The sequence below is a fragment of the Leptospira sanjuanensis genome (assembly GCF_022267325.1).
Lineage (GTDB): Bacteria > Spirochaetota > Leptospiria > Leptospirales > Leptospiraceae > Leptospira > Leptospira sanjuanensis.
The window spans coordinates 2195580-2216809 of the sequence record NZ_JAIZBG010000001.1; the positions used below are offsets into that span (position 1 = coordinate 2195580).

At 46.8% G+C, this 21230-nt stretch carries 19 protein-coding genes; 4 read left to right on the top strand and 15 right to left on the bottom strand.

Going from position 1 to position 21230, the window contains the following annotated elements; genetic code table 11:
- Window positions 1-135: 135 nt before the first annotated feature.
- The 4 genes from LFX25_RS09940 to LFX25_RS09955 all read right to left on the bottom strand — a co-directional run bounded on the left by LFX25_RS09940 (window position 136) and on the right by LFX25_RS09955 (window position 2765).
- Window positions 136-453: a hypothetical protein gene (locus LFX25_RS09940; RefSeq protein ID WP_238730100.1), complete on the bottom strand. Its 318-nt coding sequence runs from the start codon at window positions 451-453 to the stop codon at window positions 136-138.
- Between the two features lie 260 nt (window positions 454-713).
- Window positions 714-1397 (bottom strand): TIGR00266 family protein, encoded by a 684-nt coding sequence (locus LFX25_RS09945; protein WP_238730101.1) that lies wholly within the window; start codon window positions 1395-1397, stop codon window positions 714-716.
- 12 nt (window positions 1398-1409) lie between these two features.
- Window positions 1410-2084: a TIGR00266 family protein gene (locus tag LFX25_RS09950; protein WP_118955720.1), complete on the bottom strand. Its 675-nt coding sequence runs from the start codon at window positions 2082-2084 to the stop codon at window positions 1410-1412.
- 15 nt (window positions 2085-2099) lie between these two features.
- Window positions 2100-2765, bottom strand: coding sequence for a TIGR00266 family protein (locus LFX25_RS09955; protein WP_238730102.1), 666 nt, complete (start codon window positions 2763-2765; stop codon window positions 2100-2102).
- 87 nt (window positions 2766-2852) lie between these two features.
- Here LFX25_RS09955 and LFX25_RS09960 point away from each other — a divergent pair, with 87 nt between their 5' ends.
- The 3 genes from LFX25_RS09960 to ptsP all read left to right on the top strand — a co-directional run bounded on the left by LFX25_RS09960 (window position 2853) and on the right by ptsP (window position 6626).
- The gene (locus LFX25_RS09960; RefSeq protein WP_238730103.1) at window positions 2853-3521 is read left to right on the top strand and encodes an SDR family oxidoreductase; all 669 of its coding nucleotides are present in this window, start codon (window positions 2853-2855) and stop codon (window positions 3519-3521) included.
- A 296-nt stretch (window positions 3522-3817) separates the two neighbouring features.
- Entirely contained in the window at window positions 3818-4723 is a 906-nt protein-coding gene (gene lpxC, locus LFX25_RS09965) for a UDP-3-O-acyl-N-acetylglucosamine deacetylase (RefSeq protein ID WP_238730104.1), read from the top strand.
- Between the two features lie 160 nt (window positions 4724-4883).
- Window positions 4884-6626: a phosphoenolpyruvate--protein phosphotransferase gene (gene ptsP, locus LFX25_RS09970; RefSeq protein WP_238730105.1), complete on the top strand. Its 1743-nt coding sequence runs from the start codon at window positions 4884-4886 to the stop codon at window positions 6624-6626.
- Here ptsP and LFX25_RS09975 read toward each other — a convergent pair.
- The 3 genes from LFX25_RS09975 to LFX25_RS09985 all read right to left on the bottom strand — a co-directional run bounded on the left by LFX25_RS09975 (window position 6623) and on the right by LFX25_RS09985 (window position 10109).
- Complete coding sequence (locus LFX25_RS09975; RefSeq protein WP_238730106.1) at window positions 6623-7306, bottom strand: LIC11631 family protein; 684 nt, start codon at window positions 7304-7306, stop codon at window positions 6623-6625. The two genes, ptsP and LFX25_RS09975, sit on opposite strands and share 4 nt — an antisense overlap.
- A gap of 96 nt (window positions 7307-7402) precedes the next feature.
- A complete protein-coding gene (locus LFX25_RS09980) occupies window positions 7403-9448 on the bottom strand; it encodes an AMP-dependent synthetase/ligase (RefSeq protein ID WP_238730107.1) in 2046 nt (681 codons plus the stop codon).
- A 163-nt stretch (window positions 9449-9611) separates the two neighbouring features.
- Window positions 9612-10109, bottom strand: coding sequence for a TlpA disulfide reductase family protein (locus tag LFX25_RS09985; protein ID WP_238730108.1), 498 nt, complete (start codon window positions 10107-10109; stop codon window positions 9612-9614).
- 90 nt (window positions 10110-10199) lie between these two features.
- On the opposite strand from LFX25_RS09985, the gene LFX25_RS09990 reads away from it, so the two are divergent.
- Window positions 10200-10628 (top strand): hypothetical protein, encoded by a 429-nt coding sequence (locus LFX25_RS09990; protein ID WP_238730109.1) that lies wholly within the window; start codon window positions 10200-10202, stop codon window positions 10626-10628.
- Here LFX25_RS09990 and LFX25_RS09995 read toward each other — a convergent pair.
- The 8 genes from LFX25_RS09995 to recN form a co-directional block, all read right to left on the bottom strand.
- On the bottom strand, window positions 10597-11772 hold the full coding sequence (locus LFX25_RS09995; RefSeq protein WP_238730110.1) for a glycosyltransferase family 4 protein: 1176 nt from the start codon (window positions 11770-11772) through the stop codon (window positions 10597-10599). The two genes, LFX25_RS09990 and LFX25_RS09995, sit on opposite strands and share 32 nt — an antisense overlap.
- Before the next feature lie 27 nt (window positions 11773-11799).
- Window positions 11800-12645 (bottom strand): 3'(2'),5'-bisphosphate nucleotidase CysQ, encoded by an 846-nt coding sequence (locus LFX25_RS10000; RefSeq protein WP_238730111.1) that lies wholly within the window; start codon window positions 12643-12645, stop codon window positions 11800-11802.
- 22 nt (window positions 12646-12667) lie between these two features.
- Window positions 12668-13105 carry an LIC11625 family surface-exposed protein gene (locus LFX25_RS10005; RefSeq protein ID WP_135779721.1) on the bottom strand — a complete coding sequence of 146 codons (438 nt, stop codon included), beginning with the start codon at window positions 13103-13105 and terminating at the stop codon, window positions 12668-12670.
- A 59-nt stretch (window positions 13106-13164) separates the two neighbouring features.
- Window positions 13165-15363, bottom strand: a complete 2199-nt coding sequence (locus LFX25_RS10010) for an ATP-dependent helicase (protein WP_238730112.1) — start codon at window positions 15361-15363, stop codon at window positions 13165-13167.
- Window positions 15364-15365: 2 nt separating this feature from the next.
- A complete protein-coding gene (locus tag LFX25_RS10015) occupies window positions 15366-18254 on the bottom strand; it encodes a BamA/OMP85 family outer membrane protein (RefSeq protein WP_319937149.1) in 2889 nt (962 codons plus the stop codon).
- A gap of 60 nt (window positions 18255-18314) precedes the next feature.
- Window positions 18315-18764 carry an ExbD/TolR family protein gene (locus LFX25_RS10020; protein WP_238730113.1) on the bottom strand — a complete coding sequence of 150 codons (450 nt, stop codon included), beginning with the start codon at window positions 18762-18764 and terminating at the stop codon, window positions 18315-18317.
- A gap of 3 nt (window positions 18765-18767) precedes the next feature.
- Window positions 18768-19373, bottom strand: coding sequence for a MotA/TolQ/ExbB proton channel family protein (locus tag LFX25_RS10025; protein ID WP_238730114.1), 606 nt, complete (start codon window positions 19371-19373; stop codon window positions 18768-18770).
- 113 nt (window positions 19374-19486) lie between these two features.
- Window positions 19487-21193, bottom strand: a complete 1707-nt coding sequence (gene recN / locus LFX25_RS10030) for a DNA repair protein RecN (RefSeq protein ID WP_238730115.1) — start codon at window positions 21191-21193, stop codon at window positions 19487-19489.
- Window positions 21194-21230 lie beyond the last annotated feature (37 nt).

The following is a 21230-nucleotide window of genomic DNA, read 5'->3' on the forward strand; positions in this document are numbered from 1 at the left end:
TGCCAGTGTACTGTAGAAGTTCCCACAGTCTTTCGTAATACGGGAGAATTCGCAGGAGTTCCCACAGTCTTAAGTTTCGGACAAATCTCAAACCGAAATCGAAAAATTCAAAATCCTGTGCCGGACTCGACTCTATTAAAGTTTCCACTTGGAAGGTCTTCCGATATTGTGATACCTTCCTGATGGAACGTGAAACGGATTGTGTCCGCCCCCACCGCCCGCATTGTTGTAATACGGATATTGTCTAAAGTAGTAATTCTGGTACGGGCGATATCCATAACCTCCCCCGTATCCGTAATCGTTTAGATAACGATCGCAGGGACGGGAATACGTGGAACCCATCTGGCATTGATCGTAATAACGATACGGTCCCGTGTAACAACCCGCGCAGAATAAAAGCGCCATTCCCGCTAAACTGCAATGCAGAAACAATGATTTTACGTTCGCCTTCATGGAAGGCCTCCTATCGCTTAAGACCCTTCTAGCCTGGAACGATCTTAACCTAGGGAGAACGGTTCGTCTATAGGGAATCTCCCTAATGCGGGAATCCCCTAAGACGAAAAATCTTCGAGAGGAAACAATTTCCGCAAAAACGAGGTTTGATTCGCGTCTCCCGACGAAATTCGGAACCGGAATCTGTTCTGAATTCGATACAAAAAAACCCGCGAAACCGCGGGCTTTTTCGAAAGAACTCGTTCTAAAACAACAAACAATCAACTCGAAGAGGAAGAACGCTCCACTCTTCTCCACTGATTGGCCCAGCCGGCAAACGAGTTTTGGTTTCTGGATTGAATATACAACTTACCGCTTCCCGAAAAAACCGCGACCAAACCTTCTCCGCTCAAGAATAAGGATTTAAGACCGCCCACCTTTTGGATCGTATAATTCAACGTTCCTTCGAACCCGACGATATGACCCGTGTCCACTACGTATTGTCCGTTGACGTCGATCGTATGAATCGCTCCGAAGCTCGAGAAGAAAAGATCTCCCGATCCGCTCACTTTCAAAAAGAATAAACCTTCTCCGGAAAAGAATCCTTTGAATCCCCCCCACTTGCTGTCGATCGCGAGAGATTCCGAACCGGCCACATACGCGCCTCGGCTTAGGATGAGTTCTTCTCCTTTCATTTTTCTGTATTCGATATCGCCTTGGGTGGCGCTCGTCAGAAAGAGCGTCCCGGTTCCGCCTTCCGCTTTGAAAGTGTTTTGAAAAAAGGATTCTCCGCTGAGTAACGCGCGTTTGGCGGAAGCCCAGATTCCTCCTTCGGCTTTCGTAGCCATCTTGACTGTCGGGCTCATCGCGACCATGGCGCCCGACTCGGCGCGGATGGATTCTCCGTTTTCGAGTTGGACTTGTACGATTGGAAAATCAGGTTTTAATAATATTTCGTGTTTCACGATCTTTCTCCCTTATCTTTTGATCGGAGGCAGTTGATCTCTAAACCAACTTCCCAACGAAGGAACGTTTCTGGATTGAATCCAAACGCGGCCTTTTCCCTTGAATCGAGCCACAAATCCTTCTCCGCCTAAAAAGAAGGACTTCCATCCGCCGAACTTGGTCATCTCGTAGTTCAAGCCTTCGTCGAACGCGACGATATGACCCGTGTCCACGATCATTTCTCCGTCTACATTGAGGACATCGATTCCACCGTAGCTCGAAATGAGCAAGGGACCGTTTCCGGAAAGTTTGAGAAAGAAGAGAGATTCTCCGCTGATAAATCCTTTCAAACCTTGAAACTTCGTATCCATTTCTATGTTCGGAGAAGAAGCGAGAAAGGAACTGGATTGGACGTAGACCGTTCCGGCCAATTCGATTCGTTCCACGTCTCCCGGAAGAGTCGGCGCGAGCAGAACCTCTCCGTTTCCGGAAGAAGCGGTGAACGTGTTCATCCAGAAGGATTCTCCGCCAAGAAACGCCGCCTTTAGACTCTTTAAGAATCCGCCTTGTTGCGCCTTGTGAGTCTGGATCGTGATCCCCGAACTCATGGACATCATGGAACCGGATTCCGCTTTGATCGATTCTCCGCCGTTTAGAAGAACCTTCGCAAAGCTGTAGGATGGTTTGCTTAGAATTTCAATATTCATAATATTCAGTTTTCCTTATTGAGGCAAAAGGCCCGTGAGCCAGGACAAGAATCCCGATGGAACCCTCGTTTGGATCAACACTTTTCCGTGACCGGAAAATTCCATTACGAGTCCTTCTCCGCCGAACAGAGTGGACTTCCAGCTTCCGCCGGCCTTTGCGATTTTATACTGAAGACTTTTATCGAACGCCACAACGTGCCCCGTGTCGATCGTATACGATCCTTGCACGTCGATCGGGAGAATTCCTCCGTATGCGTTTAAGAAGAGTTTTCCTTTTCCGAGAATCTCCAAAAGAAAAACTCCCTCTCCTCCGAAAAAGGAACGGAGTCCGCCGAACTTCGGTTTCATGGTGATCGTCTCGTCGGAGGCAAGATACGCTCCCGCCTCCACGATCAAGCCCGTGTCGGTCAGATCGACTCCGACCACGTCTCCGGGAAGTTCGGGCGCAAGTCCGATTTCGGCGCCGGCGGAAGGAGCTTTGAAAACGTTGAAAAAGAAGGATTCTCCCCCGAAAAATCTCCTCGAGAGCGCGGATAAAAATCCGCTTCCCATTTTCGTTTCGACGTCCACTCCGGGAGTCATATATACCATCGCGCCCGCTTCGGCTTTGATCGTTTGCCCCGGTGATAGTTTTACTTTAAGAAAAGAATACGAAGGTTTGTGAATGATCTCGTAATTCATAGAAGCAGCAATGTAAATAAATTGACCTGAACGTCAATCGGAAAAGTGCTTCCAGAACGGTTCGCGATTCTTAGTTTGGAAGGCAATATGACTCAAAGAAACGTTTTCATTACGGGTTCCAATCGCGGCATAGGTTTGGAACTTACCAAACTGTTTTTATCCAAAGGGGATCGGGTTTTCGCTCTTTGCAGAAAGTCTTCTTCGGATCTGGTCAAAATCAAACCGACCCGCATTCTCGACGGAGTGGACGTTTTGAATTCCAATTCGGTCCGATCCTTGTCCTCCAAACTGCTCGATACCAAAATCGATATTCTCATCAACAACGCGGGAATTTTGATTCCGGACAACCTGCAAAGTCTGGATGAGGAAAACGTATTCACTCAATTCTTAGTAAACGCTTTGGGACCTCTCAAGATGGTCAAGGCTCTGCTTCCTCATTTAAACCCGAACGCAAAACTTGTCTTCTTAACGAGCCGAATGGGTTCAATCGGAGACAATAGCTCCGGTTCGTATTACGGATACCGCGCTTCCAAAGCCGCCTTAAACGCGATCGCGGTCAGCCTTGCCCGCGATTTGAGCCCTAAGGGAATCTCCGTCGGGATCTTTCACCCCGGAATGGTCGCGACACAGATGACCGGAGGACAGGGAATCTCTCCGGAAGAAAGCGCTCAGGGCCTTGTGGAACGGATCGAGTCCTTGAATCTAAGCAATTCCGGAAAGTTTTTTCATCAGAACGGTGAAGAACTACCTTGGTGATTCAATGGGACCATAACCTGTGTTCGTACAGATACACAGTTGCAAAAAAGAGACAGTTTGTCGGAAATTTATTTCGAATTATGTCGGATTGCTCCGTAAACCTCGGTTTGTAAGCCTGAAAAAACCGGTTTTCCTACGTACTTTGGCATAGAGTTTGCTTAATAGGGTTACTGGGACAAGAGATCGAATCTCAAAAACAATCGGAATTTTGTCTCTTGCAAATACAAAAGCGAACTTCGAATCCCGGAGGACCGTCTTTCCAAAAGAGGGTCTTCGGAAAATCGAAATACAAAACTATGAAAGAAACTATCTATAGAAGATCCATACGAGATACGGTTAGAATCAAGGGGATCGGACTTCATTCCGGAAAGGAAGTGAATCTGATCGCTCATCCGGCACCTTCCGGCACCGGAATCCTTTTCGAATACCGTAAGGGCGAGGATAGAGCCTCGATTCCTGCGGAACTCAGCAACGTCGTTGATACGAGTAACGCGACTACCTTAGGCGACGGCCTTCATAGAATCCAAACCGTAGAACATCTTTTGGCGGCGGTTTATGCACTCGGTTTAACGGATCTCATTCTGGAAATCGACGCGGTGGAAGTTCCGATCATGGACGGTTCTTCTCTCCCGTTCCTGCAAGCGTTGGAATCGGCGGGAATCGTGGAATATCCGGAAATCGTCGAACCGATCTACGTTCAAAACCCTCTCTGGGTCGTAGACGGAGACAAATACCTCGTCCTTCTTCCCAGCAACGAACTCAAAGTAACATACACCATCGACTTCAACCACCCGCTCCTCAAAGGACAAAACATCACGATCTCCCTCGACAGAGAAAAGATCAAAGAGGAGATTCTCCCTGCGAGAACCTTCGGCTTTTTAAAAGACGTGGAAGCGCTCCAAGCCAGAGGATTGGCGATGGGAGGTTCCCTAGACAACGCGATCGTTTTGACGCAAGACGGATATTTGAACCAGCAGCTCCGTTTTGAAAACGAATGCGTTCGTCATAAAATTTTGGATTTATTCGGCGATATTTCAATCGCGGGCCGTCCGATCATCGGCCATTATCTCGCTTCCAAAGCGGGACACGCTCTTGATATATCCATGGCAAAGCTCGTTATGAGCAGTGTCACGGGAGACGAGATCAGCAAATACAAAAGCAGGAGAATTCCTCTTTTCAAGCGGAAAGCGGCGGTCGTATAAGATCGTCGTCTCTGTAAAACCTGCGGTCTGTCGGGGGATTTTCCCTGAAACCCTCTAAGGGTCGGAGGGATTTTTCGTTCCCATTTTCTCTTCAGAAAAGAATTGTCAGATTCTTCTTTTCGAGAATTCTGTAGTCGAGTTTGAACTCGTTCCATACAGAATGATTCCATCCAAACGTACAGTTTTTCCAGGAATTACGGCCTTTCCGGGAAAGCTATACGGTAAGGTCCTTAAGACCGGAAAAAAACGAAACACCATTCTCACCGGAACGTATATTCACGAATCCGAAAAAGAACACGAACTCGAAAAGTTCGACGTCGCTCTGGAGGAAAGCCTTCACAGTCTTCGGATCTTAATCACCTCGGTCGAAGCGTCCGGTTCCGATCACAAAGAAGTTCAGGAAATCTTAGAAACACAGGCGATGATCTGTTCCGATCCGAGCCTTGCGACTTCGGTTCGAAAGAGAATATCCGAACTCGGAGAGAACGCGATTCTCGCCGTACAAAACGTCACACACGAAATCTCCGAAAAATTCAGAGCCATCGAAAACGAATTCTTCCGAGAACGAGTCGATCACTTTCAGGACGTTTCCAATCGTCTGATCGAATTCATCGCCGGTAAAAAGGAAGAGGATTCTTTCCTGTCCGGTTTGAAGGAAGATCTCATTTTAGTCGCGAGAGAACTCACCCCTTCTCAGATGATTCTCATGGACAAAACGAGAATCCGCGGAATCGCAACCGACCTCGGAGGAAAAACCGGTCACATGGCGATCCTCGCGAGAAACTACGGGATTCCTACGATCGTAGGTTTGAAGGATTTTTCCTCTTACGTCAAAGACAACGAATTCATCTTTTTGGATGCGGAATCCGGAAACGCGATTCGCTTCCCCACACTGGAAGAAGTGAAATACTACGGCTTCTCTTCCGTTTATCCCGTGGAAGAAAGCGGCACGAAAAAAATGCGAGCCGTCAGCAAGGACGGAATCCGGGTTCGAATCAAATGCAATCTCGAAACGGAACTCGACTGCGAGCAAGCGCTGAAGTTCGGTGCGGAAGGAGTCGGATTATTTCGAAGCGAATCCTTATTCTTAAAATACCAAGACAGCAACGTTTCCGGTGAGGAACAGTTTCTCGCCTACAAAGCGATCGCGGAAGGAATGGAAGACAAACCGGTAACGATCCGAACCTTCGACATCGGAGCCGACAAATTTTCCACGGGAGAATTGGAGGAAAATCCGTTCCTCGGGAACAGAGGAATCCGTTATTCCCTGTCCAATCCAGAATGGTTCTCCGAGCAACTAACAGCGATTTTGCGGGCCTCGGCGTACGGAAACGTGAACATTCTTCTGCCGATGATCACCGGTCCGGCCGAAATCGTTCGAACCCGGGCGCTCTTGGAAGATTGCAAACGCAAACTCGCGGCAAACAAGGAAAAATACAATAAGAAGATCAAGGTGGGTGCGATGATCGAAACTCCCGCGGCGGTTTCCGCGTTGGATTTGATCGCGAGAGAAGCGGACTTTTTTTCCGTGGGAACCAACGATCTTTTGCAATATATCATGGCCGTGGATCGAAACAACATCCACGTATCTTCCCTTTACAATCCGTATCACATCGCGTTTTTACGGGCCTTGATCCGAATCGTGGAAGTTTCGCGGGATTACGATAAACCGTTGAGTCTTTGCGGGGAACTCGCTTCGGATACGAACTTTACGATCTTTCTGGTCGGAATCGGGATTCGCGATCTTTCCGTTTCGATTCCGTTTTTAAATCCGATCCGAAAAATCATCCGTTCGATTTCGCTTCACCAGGCGGGGACATTGGTAAAAAAAATTCTCGAACTTTCGGAAGAGGAAAACTACGAAAATATCGAAGCGTTCCTCTTCAGCAAACACCTGAGTTAAATATTCTCGATTTCTAATATTAGGAAAACGAAAGAATCCCAGTGTTTCTCCTTTTCCTGAAAGAAAACGGGGCCGAGACTTTCTTTTTCCTTTTTGAGACAAAGATACGAATGTTTATCGGTTCTCAGATAGAATTTTCCGCTTTTCCCGGAAAAGGTTTGGATGAGTTCCTTCAATAATTTCGGAAGATTTTTTTCGTCTTCGGGAAGCGCCGCGCCCGCGATCAAAATTTCCCGGTTTTCCCATTTGCCTGTGAGAGTGACCGCTTTCGGATTCCATTCTTCGAAAAGTTCCTTTTCATAACTCGCGAGCGCCGGGTTGAGAATTTCGTGGATGGATGAATTCATGCTCATCGGAAACGTCGTTCCGAAAACTTTCGGAACAAATCCCTTCGATTCAAAAAGATCCCAATTTTCAAATCCGTCGATTTTGGAAAGCCCTCGGATAAATCCGGAACTCATTCCTTGAACGGCGATCTTCGATTCGGCGTGAGCGGCCAGAACCGATCTCATACAAAGAAATCCGAAATTCAACGGAGAAAACACGCTTATGTTGGACAAATCCCAGACCTCGTTTTCCCGCAGCGGAGAAAGATAGAGATTGTCGAGCGCGTATAAATCCCCGTGTCCGGAAGGAGAAAATACGGAGGATTTCTGGATTTTTTTCTGAGTACCGGCCATATACAAATTCTATCGGTACGACCGCAAATTCTCAGAAGAAATAAAAAAGCCGACCGAAATCGGCCGGCTTTAAAACGATCAAAAGATCGAAAACTTCTAATCTTGGTTGGTAGAGTAGATTTTCTTGATCTTATCGCTGTATTTTTCCGTGATTACGTGGCGTTTCATCTTCATCATGTTGTTGAGTTCATCGCCCACTTCAAACGGCTTCGCGATCAGAATAAAAGGAGTCACCTGTTCGAAAGATTTGAACCCGTTTTTCGTGTTGTTCAACGCCTTGATCTCCTTTCTGAAAAGATCGTAAATCTTCGGATTTTCGATCAACTTCTCGTTGCTTGTTTCGTTGATTCCGTTTTCTTTTGCCCATTCCTGGAGTTTTTCGAAATCGGGAACAACGATCGCTCCCAGATTCTTTTGATCCTGACCGATCACCATACATTGGCTGATATAAGTGGATTCTTGAAGTTTGTTTTCGATCGGGACCGGCTCCACGTTTTCGCCGCCGAGAAGTACGACTGTGTCCTTCGCGCGACCGGTAAGAGTCAGGGTCTTTTTGAAGTTGATCATCCCCATATCGCCGGTGTTCATCCAGCCGTCGGAAATCGCCTTGGAAGTCGCCTCTTCGTTTTTGAAGTATCCCTTCATCACTTGAGGTCCCTTGATGAAAACGATTCCCTTGAGTCCGAGCTTTCCTTGCGTAATCTGGCCGTTTTCGTCGATTTCGGTCAATACTGCGTTGTTGTCGTTTCGGATCTGGAGTTTCGTTTTTGGAACGATCACACCAACGGAACCGATGATGAGTTTTTCGAACGTTCTTACGGAAATCACGGGAGAAGTTTCGGTCATACCGTAACCTTCCAAAACGTTGATCCCGATGTTTCCGAAAAATTCATCCACGTGTCGCGGAAGCGCGCCCCCGCCGGAGATGGACGCCTTGAGTTGTCCTCCCGTAGCCGCTCTGATTTTCGCCAAAACGATTCGGTCCAGAGTAAAGCTGTTCAGAAGAACCGCAAGCCCTGCTATCGTATAAAGCGGAGAACTTAAGAAATACAGATCGGTTCCTGCAAGATAAGCGCCTAACGCGCCCGCGAGGATCGTAAGAGTGAACGGTCCCGTAAGAAGGAACTGAATCACCATAAGAATTCCGTAAAAGAAAGATCCGATCGGATTTCTTCCGGTATAATCCACTTCGATTCCTTTCAAGAAACGAACCGCTTGATTCTTTTTGCTGGAAAAGAAATACGCGAGTTTGAAAAGACCTCTACGAAGCGCAGGAGTCTGTGCGGGATCATTGATTCTTGTATAAATCCCGTTGTAAATGTTTTCCCAAAGCCTTGGAGCGGAACCCATAAACGTAGGTTTAACGGTCGCCAAATCTTGACGAAGATCGCGAACGTTCGTGTAATACGTCGCCGCACCGAGTCCGAGACAAACATATTCTACGACGCGTTCGAACACGTGCCAGATCGGAAGAATGGAAAGAAGACGTGCGCTCGATTTGATGTTCAGCATCGGGCTTACGTGGTTCACCTGGTGCATCATGTTGGAATGTTTCAACATAACGCCTTTCGGAAGTCCCGTGGTTCCGGAAGTATAAATGAGAGTGAAAAGATCTTCGGGTGAAATCGCGGCAATTCTTTCTTCCGCTTTTTTAGAACCGCCTTCGCGCAGTTTCTTACCCTTTTCAATCAGATCCTGCATTTTCAAAACGCCCGGAGCGGAACTCGCCGGATCCATCAGGATGATGGTCTTTACGTTCGTTAACTGCGATTTGTTGCGGTTGAACTTTTCGAGCATCTTATCATTTTCAACGAAAACGACTTCCACTTCCGAGTGATTGAGAATATAAACGATTTCGGAATCCGTAATATCGGTTCCACGAGGAACGTCTGCCGCGCCCGCAAGAATTACGCCGTAATCCGCGATAATCCATTCGATACGGTTATCCGCAAGTAAACCCACTCTTTGTCTCTGTTGAACTCCCAGTTCGATCAGAGCTTCCGCAAGTTGGATTCCTTGCTCGTACAGTTGACCGTAAGTAGTCGGGGTATATTCCTTTTTAGAATCTTTGGAAAAGAAAGCCGGTAGGTCCCGGAATTTTTCCGCAGATTCGCGAAATAGCTGCGCTAAATTCTCCGCCATGAAACTCATTTAACTCCTGATATCTTTTGTTATAACAACTTAGGGATTCCGACATAGAAGCTGCCGGACGAGGATTCAACGGTAAATAGGGAACCTGAGAAATAAACCCTTTTTTTCAAAATGCGCCGGAGAAGATCCTATTTATTTGGCTTGTTATGCAAAATTATGGTGCACTGAACCAATTGGAAAAACTCGCTCTGAGTTTCGGATAATCCCGGTCCCTGATTCCGTACTGAACTTTCAACAAGGTTCCCGAAGGACTAAAGACGATCAAAGCTGGTTGACCTTCCACCTTATACTCGTTCACGAACGCAAAATCCTTATCCACATAAAAAGGATACGTCATGCCGAACTCTTTCGCGGCTTTGATATGTTCCTCTTTGGAAAGTTCCGGTTCGGTGTTGATCCCAAGAAGAACTCCATTCTTCCCTTGCAAATCTTTGGAAAGTTTTTCCAACACGGGAACCGCATCCTTACAAGGTTCGCACCAAGAAGCCCAAACGTCCAAAAGCAAAACCTTTCCCTTATATTCTTTGAGAGAAATGGAACGGCCCTCCAAATCATACAAAGAAAGTTTGTAAAGAACGGATTCTTCCTTGGAGGAATTACAAGCGGATAACAATAAAAAAACGATGGGGAAAATCGTCCGGAAAATGCGCATCACATCCATCATCTTAAAAGAAAGGGAAAGAATGGAAAAGGAAAAAATCTTTCCAACGCAAGGGGTGCGTTCAAATTAGGAGCAGCTCCAGTGAATCCGGTCTTTTACAATTACTTCTCAGGTCGCGAAGAATTCTTAGGTTATTTTAAGAACGATCTTTTTTCCGGTGCGGGAATGATCTCCACTCCTGCGCAGAAAGAGCCGTATTTTTCGGAAACGAACCGAAAAGCGCGGTTGGAAATCAAGGAGAACGGTATCGCGATTCTTCTCAAAGGAAAGGAAGAATCCAAAACGTTTCTGATTCCGTTAGACGAAACACCGGCCGACTCGAAAAAAAAACGAAAACTCGAGTTTCAGCCCGATTATCTGGGATTTCAGGACGGAGATTCGGAAGTCGGCGTTCGCCTGCAACCCCTTGATCGGCAAAGAATTCACCTTCAGATCGATTCGAAAATCGGACTGGAATTTTCCGGTACGTTAAACCGGCTTAGCGGCTGGAAGAAGTGGTTTTCGATTTGAGAACCGCTCGAATCTGATCCGCGATCGTTTTTGCCGCGACGCTTCGGTAGAATTTCCGAAGTTCGACCTTCGCCCCCGAATACGGCTTTTTGGAAAACTCCAAAAGCGCTGACGTCCACAACGGTTCCTTCAACTCCAGATAACGGATTTTACTTCCTCCGATTTCGCGAAACACGGAAAGATCGGTCACGATCGCCGGTTTTTGCAGACTCAAAGCTTCGAGAAGAGGAATTCCGAATCCTTCGTACAAGGAAGAGAATAAAAACAACGAACATCCTTTGTACATGTGGGCGAGTTCAACGTCCGAGGGACTTTCGATCCAGAGAATTCCCGCTGCCTTGCTTTCTTCGCTGCGAAGAAGTTCGATGAAAGCGGGATCTTCCCAGCCCGCCTTTCCGCCGATCACCCAGGAATACCGCCGATTCTTATTTACATTTTTTGAATATTCTAAATAGGCTCGATATAGAAACTGATAGTTCTTCCGCGGTTCCACGGTGGAAACGGAAAGAAAGTATTTTTTCGGAAGGGATTTTACGCGTTCTCCCGGTTTTTGTTTGAGCAAACCTTGAAACTCGGAAAGTTCGATTCCCGGATAAACGACCTGCATTTTTTCCGGTGGAATTCCGAAAAAGGAGGAAACCTCGTCGGCCGTCGATTGTGAAATCGGAAGCAATTTATCCGCACGCCGAATCGAACGGGAAAGATAGAATTTCTGTTGGATTCTCGCGAGTGTCCGCATCGTATCCGGAAAACGATACGCTACAAGATCGTTGTAGGTCAGGACGGTCGCGGTCTTTTTGGATAGAAACGGGGGAAACACCTGTTGTGTTCCCCAAAAAAGGTCGAGCGGAATCTTTCTCAATTGAAGAGGAAGAGCGATCGCAAAGTAAAGCCCTCCTTTTTTGGAAAGAATCCCTTCTCCCTTGACGAACTTGATTCCGGGAAGATTCAAAAGATCGGCGTAACTCGGATGAAGATCCCGGTGGGAAAAAAGATAAAACTCGAAACTCGGATCCTTACCCAGATCGAGCAATGCGCTGTGAATCATTTTCCCCACGCCGGAAACGGGCGTGGAAAACGGACGCGCGTCGACTCCGATTCGGATCGGTTGTATTTGGGTTTTTGAATATTCCTTTTTTTTCATATCATTGACCGTATATAAATGGCGTTTTTAATTCCAGTCGCGGAGACCGGATTGAAAGTTTGATTTCGATTTTTCCCAAACTTGTTCGAGAGATGGGGAATGTCCCGCGATCAAACCTTCCCCTCTTCCGGAAACCGTCTGAAACAAATAGGGTTTACCCGAACGAATCTCCAAATCCGCGCCTCCGGACGCCAAGATAAGCGCGATTCCCGCACAGATATCCCATTCGTTTTTCGGCTTCAGGGAAATCGAGAGCGCGGCCTTTCCGGCGGCCACCAAACCGAGCTTATAGGCAATCGATCCCATCGCCGAAAATTCCCAACCCTCGGGAACGACCGCGGAACGAAACAACCCTTCCCGTTCCTCGGTTCGAGAGACCAGAATCTTATGGGCGGGTTCGGAACTCTCGAGCATCTTGGAAAGAGATTCCGTTCGAATCGGGTAAACATTCCGGTCGGGATCGACGATTTGATAAGCGACACCGAAGTTTGTAACGCCGTAGATCAGTTCGCGGGTTACTGGATTGAAAACGACTCCTAAAACCGCCTTACCTCCGATCGAAAGACCCAAGCTGATGGCGAACTCCGGATTTTTATGAACGAATTCACGAGTTCCGTCGATCGGATCCAAGATCCAAGCAGCGGGAAGTTGTGAAATATCCTTTCTCTCAGAATCCTCTTCGGAGAGAACCGGAATCTTCGTAAACGCAAGTCGCCCGGTGATATGCTGACCGGCTTTCACGTCCGCTTCGGTTACGGGATCGTTTTTTCCCTTATCCGTAACCTTAAAATCCGAATGATAGATTTCTAATACGATTTTGCCCGCTTCAAGGACGGCGTCCACGGCGGGCTGGAGATATTGAATCGAATCCAAAAAAGAAAATACTCGGGAAGAATTACTTTCCGGTTTTATCCGGAGTAGCCGCGCTTTCCTTGTGAGGATCGTCGAGATTTTCCGGACGAAGATAGAAAACTTCGTTTTCCGGAGTTTGCAGATAGATTTCCGGATCCATTTTGAAACTGTAAAAGAACAGATACTTCTTAAACTTCACATAAACCGTATATGTCCCTTTTTGAGGTTCGTAGAGCATGGTTTCCGCGTTCAGGTCCTTGGTGATCTCTTTGTATTCGAGATATCTGTGATGAAGCGTATATTTCACCGCGGAAAGCAGATTCTTTTCGAGGGTCGCTTTTTTGACTGAATCCGAAAGTTTTATGTTTTTATTGAATTCTTCGACCTTGTTGAATTCTTCCACGACGCCTTGGGATTTTCCCGCTTGGAGTCCCGCAAAGGATAAGAGGAGTAAGAGTGAAATCACGAATATATTCTTCATCTGGGTTTCCTGTTTCTGCTATAAGTATCGGATTTTAGAGGGGCAAACTTACCCCTTCCTTATAATTTCTCGAGCGGGGTGTAGGCAACAAAAAAGTTCTTCTCCACGTTTCCGAAGCGGATGGAAACCTTCGTGTTTTTTTCCTTTCCGGAAACGGATACGATCGTCCCAATCCCGAATTGTTTGTGTTTTACGCGATCCCCCGGTTTGAGAAAGGCATTGTCCGGATTCGGAGCTTGGGAAAAACCGGAATCGAATTCTTCTTCCGCGACTTCGCGGATCTTAGAAGCCAAAGGCGGCCCCTGCGGTCTTCGAGCGGTGCGTTCCCGGGCGGTATAACCTCGATCACCGAAACATTCCCGCGGAACCTCGGATAAAAATCGGGACGGAATCCGATCTTCCACCTTACCGAATTTGCGGGAGGTTCTGCAATAGCTCAGATAGAGTTCCTCCCGCGCGCGGGTAAGAGCCACGTAGAAAAGTCTTCTTTCTTCTTCGTCTCCGAAATGAGAATCCTCCAGACTCATGCTGTGAGGAAACGTGCCCTCTTCCAATCCGGAAAGAAACACGATTTTGAATTCCAATCCCTTCGCGTTATGCACCGTCATCAGGTTCACGTAGTCGGTCAGTTCTTTCGTGTCTTCTTCGCTGGTCAAAAGACTGATCTGATTCAGATATTCCTCCAAAGAGGGAGAATCCGAATTTTTTTCGTATTCCTCGATGGAGTTGACTAACTCCTGAAGGTTTTCAAGACGTGCGATCGATTCTTCCGTTCCCTCTTCCTTGAAATGGGACATGAGGCCGGATCGATTCAAAAGTTCTAATGCGATTTCCGAAGGCGCGGAGCCTTTCTCCGATTTTTCGATCAGATCGTTGAAGAGATGATAGAGTTCTTTTCCTTTGGCTTTGGCCGCTTTTTTGAGAGGAATGTCTTCTTTTCCGAGCGTTTCCAAAAGGGAAATTCCGTTTTCCAGGGAGAATTCTCGGATCTTATCGATGCCGGAATCCCCGATTCCTCGCGGAGGATAATTCACGATTCTTAATAAAGAAACGCTGTCGAGCGGATTGGAAACCACGTTCAGATACGCGATAAAGTCCTTGATTTCGGCGCGATCGAAAAATCGGAAACCTCCGAAGATCTTATACGGGATCGCCAACTTACGCAGTGTTTCCTCGAAGTATCTGGATTGGGCGTTTGTTCTATAGAATATTGCGATATTCTTATATTCCGTTCCCGAAGAATACGCCGAGCGGATCCGAGTCACTACCCCGTGCGATTCCTCGGACTCGTTTTCGTATTCGTTTAACACGACGGGAGAACCTTCCGGATTGTTCGTGAAGATTTCCTTTTGTTTTCTCTGCGTGTTGTTCGATATGACCTTAGACGCTGCGAGAATGATGTTGGAAGAGGAACGATAGTTCTCTTCGAGTTTGATAACGACCGATTCGGGAAAATCCTTTTCAAAGTTGAGAATGTTTCCGATGTCCGCCCCTCTCCAAGAATAGATGGACTGATCGTCGTCGCCCACGACGCAAAGATTTCTTTTTTCTCCCGCGAGAAGAAGCACGAGTTCGTATTGGACCTTGTTCGTATCCTGATACTCGTCGACCATCACGTATTCCCATTTGTGACGATACTTTGCGATCGCATCCGGCGATTTTTGTAAGAGTTGAACCGTTTTCCAGATGAGATCTCCGAAGTCGAACGCGCGGCTCGCGTCCTTTCGTTTTTCGTATTCTTTGTAAACCGCGGAAACCGTTTTGGAAAAATCGGTGCGTCCTTCCTTTTCCAAATACGCTTCGGGAGACAACATCTTGTCTTTGAGCCCGCTGATGTAATTTCCAAGCATGGACGGTTTGTAAAATTTCGGATCGAGGGAAAGATCCTTCACGACTTGTTTGAGAAGAGATTCCTGCAAAGTAGTATCGTACACGGTAAAACCGCTATCAAAACCGAAAAATGAAGCTTCTCTTCGTAAGATATAAAGACAAAGGGAGTGAAAGGTTTTGATTTGAAGATTGGCGGGAATAAACGGAACGAGACTTTTGACTCGTTCCAGCATTTCTGCCGCGGCCTTGTTCGTAAAGGTCACCGCGCAGATCCGATCGATTCCGTGATTGACGAGAAGGTTCGCGATTCTATGCGTAATGACTCTGGTTTTTCCGGAACCCGCGCCGGCCAAGATAAGAACCGGACCGGAAACCTGAAGAACCGCTTTTTTTTGTTCTTCGTTTAATCCAACTAACAGAGGGTCCACGGTTAAAATCTATAATCTCCGATCCCGAATACAAACTGAAATGCGTTGTCCGAATCGAATTTCGTAAACGGATGTTCCGCGACCCCGGTGTATTTCAACTTCTGCGCAAAGTAAATCCGAAGCGGAAGAACCGGGATCTGAATTCGAAGACCGATCCCCCAGGAGAACCTAAATTTATCCAGAGCGACGTTGTTACCCGAAAGAACCAGGTTGGCCGGGTTGTTGAGCTCCTCAAACGTATAATCCGCTTTGCGAAGCGCGCTGAGATTGTAGTGATTCGTGAGCGCGTAACCGACCGGATCCTTAAGCTGTGCTTCTCGGATTCTTTGATCGTATGTCGTAAAGAGATCTCTCCTCACACCTTGTGCTCGATTGACTTCCTCATACAAGGCACCGGCGTCGAAGAATGCGACTAACCACAGTAAGGTGGGTTCGATCGGGAAACGAAGTTCCGAACCGAAGATCATACGACTCGCGGCCCCGTCCCGCCACTCCGTCGGATATTTCGCGTCGTTGTAAAACCAACCGCGAAGGGATTCGTATCCGCCCAGGAATTGTAAATCCTGCAACTGAATATACGGATTTTGAATCGGGTCCTGTTTTCCGTAATACGGAACTCGTTGGAACGTAAAGAGGGACGAACTTCTGAATTCCTGAACGACTCTCCAACGTCTCAGAGCGTTGTTTCTGAAAAAACCGAAGAAGCTGTAATCAAACCAGGTATGATAGTATTCCGCGAGAATGCGATATTGGTCGAAGTGGGATTGCCCGCCTAACGCCTGTCCGACGTTGTCCATCTGAAAGAGAAGATCGTATCCTTGCGTAGGATTGAATACGTTGTCGCGAATATCATACGCGATCCCGTTCGAAAGCTGAGAACGGAACTGCCAGCCTCTTCGAACCTCGGCAAGAACCTGATCCGAAACAAGGGAAGAAGGATTCGTCGAAGCGTAAATACTCGGAGAATATCTATGGAAGTGCGTCCAGTTGATGAAGATCCTATGACCGATCCCCACCGTAAAACCGACCCCGTCCCTGGAGTAAATCGCCTGTTCCTTGATGGACTGCTGGTTGTTGTTTTCCGTGATCGAAACCGCGCCCACGTTGTAAATTCTCGAAGAATAAAAAAGCGAAAGAGAAAGAGACCAGGGTTTATTGTAGAGCCAAGGTTCAGTCCAAGTGATTTGAAACAATCTTCGATAAGGACCGAATTCAAGACGTCCCGAAATTTTTTGACCGGTTCCGTTCAGGTTGTTTTCCCCGACTTCGGTAAAGATCGAAAATCCGGTAATCGTTCCGTAACCGCCCCCCATGGAGACCGTTCCTGTCGGTTGTTCGAGAACTTCGATGATGAGGTTCATCTTGGTTTGATCCGAACCCGGTCTCATGTTGAAGTTGACTTCCTTGAAATAGCCGAGGTTATAAATTCTTTCCCGAGAACGGTTTACGAGAGTGGAATTGAAAAGGTCTCCTTGTTTGAAAAGAAGTTCGCGTCGAATCACACGATCCTGAGTTTTCTTGTTTCCCTTTATGATTACGTTCTCCACGTAAGCGAGGTTGTTCTCGCGGATGTTAAAATCCACGTGAACGAATTTTTTTCCGTGTAACTCCGGTTTGGTGTTGTAGAGCTGGCGAAGACGTTTGATGTGAAGCTGCGTATATTCGCTTTCGCAAATCCTTCTTTCCTCTTCGGATTTTCTGCTGTAACAGTTCTCGTAATACTCGATGTTTTCGCGATCGAGAGAGATCACCTTTCTACGCGGAATGACCTGAGCGAACAAATATCCTTTCGAGCTGTAGAGTTCGTTCATCGTTCCCCGGTCCCGCATAAAACGCGTTTCGTCGAAGATTACCCCGATGTCCCCGTCGCTGTAATCCAAATTCTTTTCGATTTCTTTCGGTGTGAAAAGCGGTTTAAAATCGTCTTTCGGAGTTTCGGGCGGATTTTTTTCCTTGTTTAAGAAGAGAGGACGCCCTTCTCCATCCAAGGACATATCGTGATTCAATGTATAACCGTTGAAAAAGTAAACCTGACCTTCGGAAATCTTGATGTTTACGATGATAACGCGTCTGTCTTTTTTTTCGGGGTTCTCCCAATGGATTTCCCAGTTCGTACCTTCTCGTATGAGTTCGGCGTCGAGATAACCCTTGCTCTTGAGATAGGCGACGATCGTATCCTTATCCTTTTCGAACGAGGATTCTTTGAAGTTCCCGCCTTCGAACACTCCTTCTTCCTTCATCTCCATCACCGAAAGAAGTTCCGAAGTTTCCACGGATTCGTTTCCGTACACGTTGATCTTGGAAACGGGAATCTCTTCGCCTTCGTCGATGATAAAACGAACGCGAACCAAGTTCGTCTTCGGATCGGGTTTGCCGAGTTCCACTTTTACGTAGGCGAGAAAAAATCCTTCGTCTCTGTATTTCTGCAAGATAAGATCTCTGGATTTGGTGATCTTTTGAGGTGTGATGACTTCGTTGTCTTTGAGAGGAAGTTTGTCGCGCAAATCGGCTGGAAAAACTTCGTCGGCTCCGACGAACTCCACGTCTCGAACGCGCGGTCTTTCCTTTAAGTCCACGATAATGCGAACTCCGTCCTGTACGTCTTCCGCCTGAATATCCACAAAGTAGAAGAATCCGGAGTTGAATAACGTCTTTAAGTCTTTATCGAGAACTTTCTTAGTAAGGGTTTTGCCGACCTTCATGTCGAGCATGGACTCGAGGTCGCCGTCGGGAGTGTTTTTGTTTCCCTTGAATTTGATTTCTTTGATGACCTTGCCGATGTAGTCGGTCCGTTTGGAGAGAAGCTGAGTCAGTTCGCCCGAATAGAATAACAGTCCTAAAAGAATTGCTAATACGGATCCTTTCAGAGTTAAGGAGAATATTCTTTTCAAAGTAAAAGACAAGCCACCAGATATATGTTTACAGAATCAAACCGTCTAACCGAAGATTGTTTATTTTTCTCCGGAACCCGTTTGTCTAACCATGGCTAGGTTAAACTTACTTACTCCCGCCTCGTTTACCTTATCGATTACTTTGATCACGGTTTGATAGCTCGCCGTTCCGTCCCCGCGGATGATGACTCGATTTTTACCGGGTTCTCTTTTTTCCACAGGTCCGAGAAAAACGTTGATCTTTTCGGTCAGTTTTTCCAAAGGAACCGGATCGGTGTCCTTATCCAGAAAAATCTTTCCGTCCTTGTTTACCGTGATCACGAGTTCGTCCTTTTTCTTTTCCTGCGCGGTGGAGGAAGAACGCGGAAGCTCGATCTTCATCACCGTCGATTTTTCCAAAGTCGCGTTCATCAAAAAATAAATGACGATAAAAGAAATGACGTCGATGAGAGGAGCCAATTCGATTTGGCCTCCTCTGCCGGGGGAAGATCGGAACTTTCTGAATTTCATAATTTATTTCAGATATTTGAGAGCCTGACCGGAAAGGTTTTCCATTTCGGCTATCGTATCTTCCTTTTTCTTTTGAAAGTAGTTATAAGCAACGTAAGCCGGAATTGCGATCGCAAGTCCCATCGCGGTTGTAATCAAGGCCTCGCTGATCCCTACTTCCGCCCCTCTGGTTCCCGAACCTTCTTCAAAGGAACGAATGATTCCGAGAACGGTTCCTAAAACCCCAAGAAGAGGAGAAATTGTCGCGATCGTTCCAAGTCCGGAAAGAAAACGTTCCATCTTCAGAATCTGGGCGAAACCCGCGGAAAGCATTTCGTCTTCTGCGGCTTCCGAATTTTTTCGGGAGGATTCGATACCCGCTTGAAGAACGAGGGAAGCGGGACCGTTGCTGATGCCTTTGAGATAATCGGCCGCCGTGTCCCAATTTTTTTGACGGAATAATTCTTTTACGGACCGCCAATCGTCCGGTGTGATCGGCTTCCACTTAGAGAAGTAAATCAGTCTTTCAATGATGATGGTAAAACCGATGATGGAAACTAAAACGATAATGATCGGTACGGATTCCGGAGGAATCGCAGAAATTAGAGAATCGGACTTGGCTAAAAACATTTGAATAAAATTCTCCCATAAGTAGAGTTTAAAACTCTCTTGTGGCTGCCAAACAGTTTTCTAATCTGCGTGCCTCCTTTTTATGGGGATTCCAAATGAAAAAACCCGCACCGTTAGACCGCCTGTTTTTTCAGCAATTCCTTAGCGTGTTCAAGAGCGCCTTTTGAAACCCTCTGACCCGAAATCATTCTCGCAAGTTCCAAAGTTCGTTCTTCTAAACTCAAGAATTCCGCTTTCGAAAAAGTTCTACCGCCTTCCACGGATTTGCTGATTTTCAGATGATCGTTTGCCGCGGAAGCGATCTGCTGCAAGTGAGTAATCAAGATCAGCTGGTGATTGGCCGCCAAGTTTCTGAGTTTGCGGGCCACATCGATCGCGATCTCTCCGCCCAAACCGGAATCGATCTCGTCAAAGATCAACACGCGCAGATTCGATTGATTTCCTAGAATGGAACGGATCGCAAGCATCACTCGGGAAACTTCTCCGCCGGAAGCGATCTTTCGAAGCGGTCTCGGTTTTTCTCCCGGATTCGGACTGAAATAAAACTCAAGCTGATCCAGACCGGATTCGTTTACGATATAACTCTTGCCGGAAGCCGAAACCTCACCTTCGGGACTCGGTTCCCAGCGCAGAACGACTTGCACGGCAGCGCCCGGCATTCCGAGCTGTTCGAGTTCCGATTTCAAAGAAGACTCGAATCGGATCAAGGATTCTCTTCTTGCTTTGGAAAGTTGAATCGAAAGAGAACCGAGTCGGGAAGTCACTTTTTCAATCTCGGTTTCCATAGATTCTTTGTTTTTGGAATTCTTTTCCATCGCTTCGAGTTCTTGTTCCGCTTTGTTTTTGCAGTCGAGAATCTCCGAAAGATTGGAGCCGTATTTCTTTTTCAATTTGGAAATCAGATCCAAACGGGATTGAACGAATTGAAGTCTGTCCGGAGAAAAGAAGATTTCTTCCTTCTCATCCAAAACGGAAGAGTTGATCTCCTTGAGTTGAATGTAAATCTCCTGTAACGAATCCAAGGTCTTGCTGAAATCGGGTTGAATCGATTTGATCTTTTCCGCGGCCATCAAAAGTCTCGGAAACAAAGGAAGAATCGCGGACTCGCTGTCGGCGAGATAGGAAGAAAGTATTTCGTAATTTTGTGCAAGAAGTTCTCCGTGCGCAAGCAGATGTTCCTCTTGGACTAGACTTTCTTCCTCTCCGTCTTTGAGATCGGCTTCTTTGATTTCTTTGATTTGAAAGGTTAGAAATTCGATTCGTTTGGATTTTTCCTCTTCGTTTTTACGAAGTTCCTCCAAACGTTTTTTTAAACTTCTGTACGTAAGAAAACATTCCTTCACTTCGTTTCGCAGAGGAATCAAACCCGCGTGCAGATCGATGATATCGAGCTGTTCTCCCCGATCCAAAAGAAGAATCTGATCGTTTTGATTGTGAACTTCAGCGATCAATTCCCCCAAACCCCGAAGCGTCGTGGAAGAAGCCAGGGATTGATTGATAAGAATCCGGGACTTACCGTCCCGGCTGCATTCTCTGTGAAGCGTAAGCTCCTTGGATTCGTATGGGAACCCTTTCTCCTTCAACCATTCCAGCGCCGCCGGATTTTTAGAAAGATCAAAGGCGCCCTCTAACACATAACGCGGCGCCCCGGTTCGAATTTCCATCGGGCTACTTTTGCCTCCCAAAAGCGAGGAAATCGCGTCCAGGATCAGAGACTTTCCGGCGCCGGTCTCACCCGTGATCACCGTCATTCCTTTTTGAAAATCGATACAGGCTTCTTCGATAAGAGCGAAATCTCTTATATTCAGTGTCTTGAGCATAGGTTCCTCTAAATACTAAACAAATTATACCCTTCAT

Excerpts from the sequence above, each read along its gene's own strand:
- LFX25_RS10025 (WP_238730114.1), bottom strand. The coding sequence starts at position 19,373 with ATGTTTTTAGCCAAGTCCGATTCTCTAATTTCTGCGATTCCTCCGGAA.
- LFX25_RS09960 (WP_238730103.1), top strand. The coding sequence starts at position 2,853 with ATGACTCAAAGAAACGTTTTCATTACGGGTTCCAATCGCGGCATAGGT.
- LFX25_RS09955 (WP_238730102.1), bottom strand. The coding sequence starts at position 2,765 with ATGAATTACGAGATCATTCACAAACCTTCGTATTCTTTTCTTAAAGTA.
- LFX25_RS09980 (WP_238730107.1), bottom strand. The coding sequence starts at position 9,448 with ATGGCGGAGAATTTAGCGCAGCTATTTCGCGAATCTGCGGAAAAATTC.
- LFX25_RS09940 (WP_238730100.1), bottom strand. The coding sequence starts at position 453 with ATGAAGGCGAACGTAAAATCATTGTTTCTGCATTGCAGTTTAGCGGGA.
- LFX25_RS09975 (WP_238730106.1), bottom strand. The coding sequence starts at position 7,306 with ATGGCCGGTACTCAGAAAAAAATCCAGAAATCCTCCGTATTTTCTCCT.
- LFX25_RS09950 (WP_118955720.1), bottom strand. The coding sequence starts at position 2,084 with ATGAATATTGAAATTCTAAGCAAACCATCCTACAGCTTTGCGAAGGTT.
- lpxC (WP_238730104.1), top strand. The coding sequence starts at position 3,818 with ATGAAAGAAACTATCTATAGAAGATCCATACGAGATACGGTTAGAATC.
- LFX25_RS09985 (WP_238730108.1), bottom strand. The coding sequence starts at position 10,109 with ATGCGCATTTTCCGGACGATTTTCCCCATCGTTTTTTTATTGTTATCC.
- recN (WP_238730115.1), bottom strand. The coding sequence starts at position 21,193 with ATGCTCAAGACACTGAATATAAGAGATTTCGCTCTTATCGAAGAAGCC.
- LFX25_RS09995 (WP_238730110.1), bottom strand. The coding sequence starts at position 11,772 with ATGAAAAAAAAGGAATATTCAAAAACCCAAATACAACCGATCCGAATC.
- ptsP (WP_238730105.1), top strand. The coding sequence starts at position 4,884 with ATGATTCCATCCAAACGTACAGTTTTTCCAGGAATTACGGCCTTTCCG.
- LFX25_RS10020 (WP_238730113.1), bottom strand. The coding sequence starts at position 18,764 with ATGAAATTCAGAAAGTTCCGATCTTCCCCCGGCAGAGGAGGCCAAATC.
- LFX25_RS10005 (WP_135779721.1), bottom strand. The coding sequence starts at position 13,105 with ATGAAGAATATATTCGTGATTTCACTCTTACTCCTCTTATCCTTTGCG.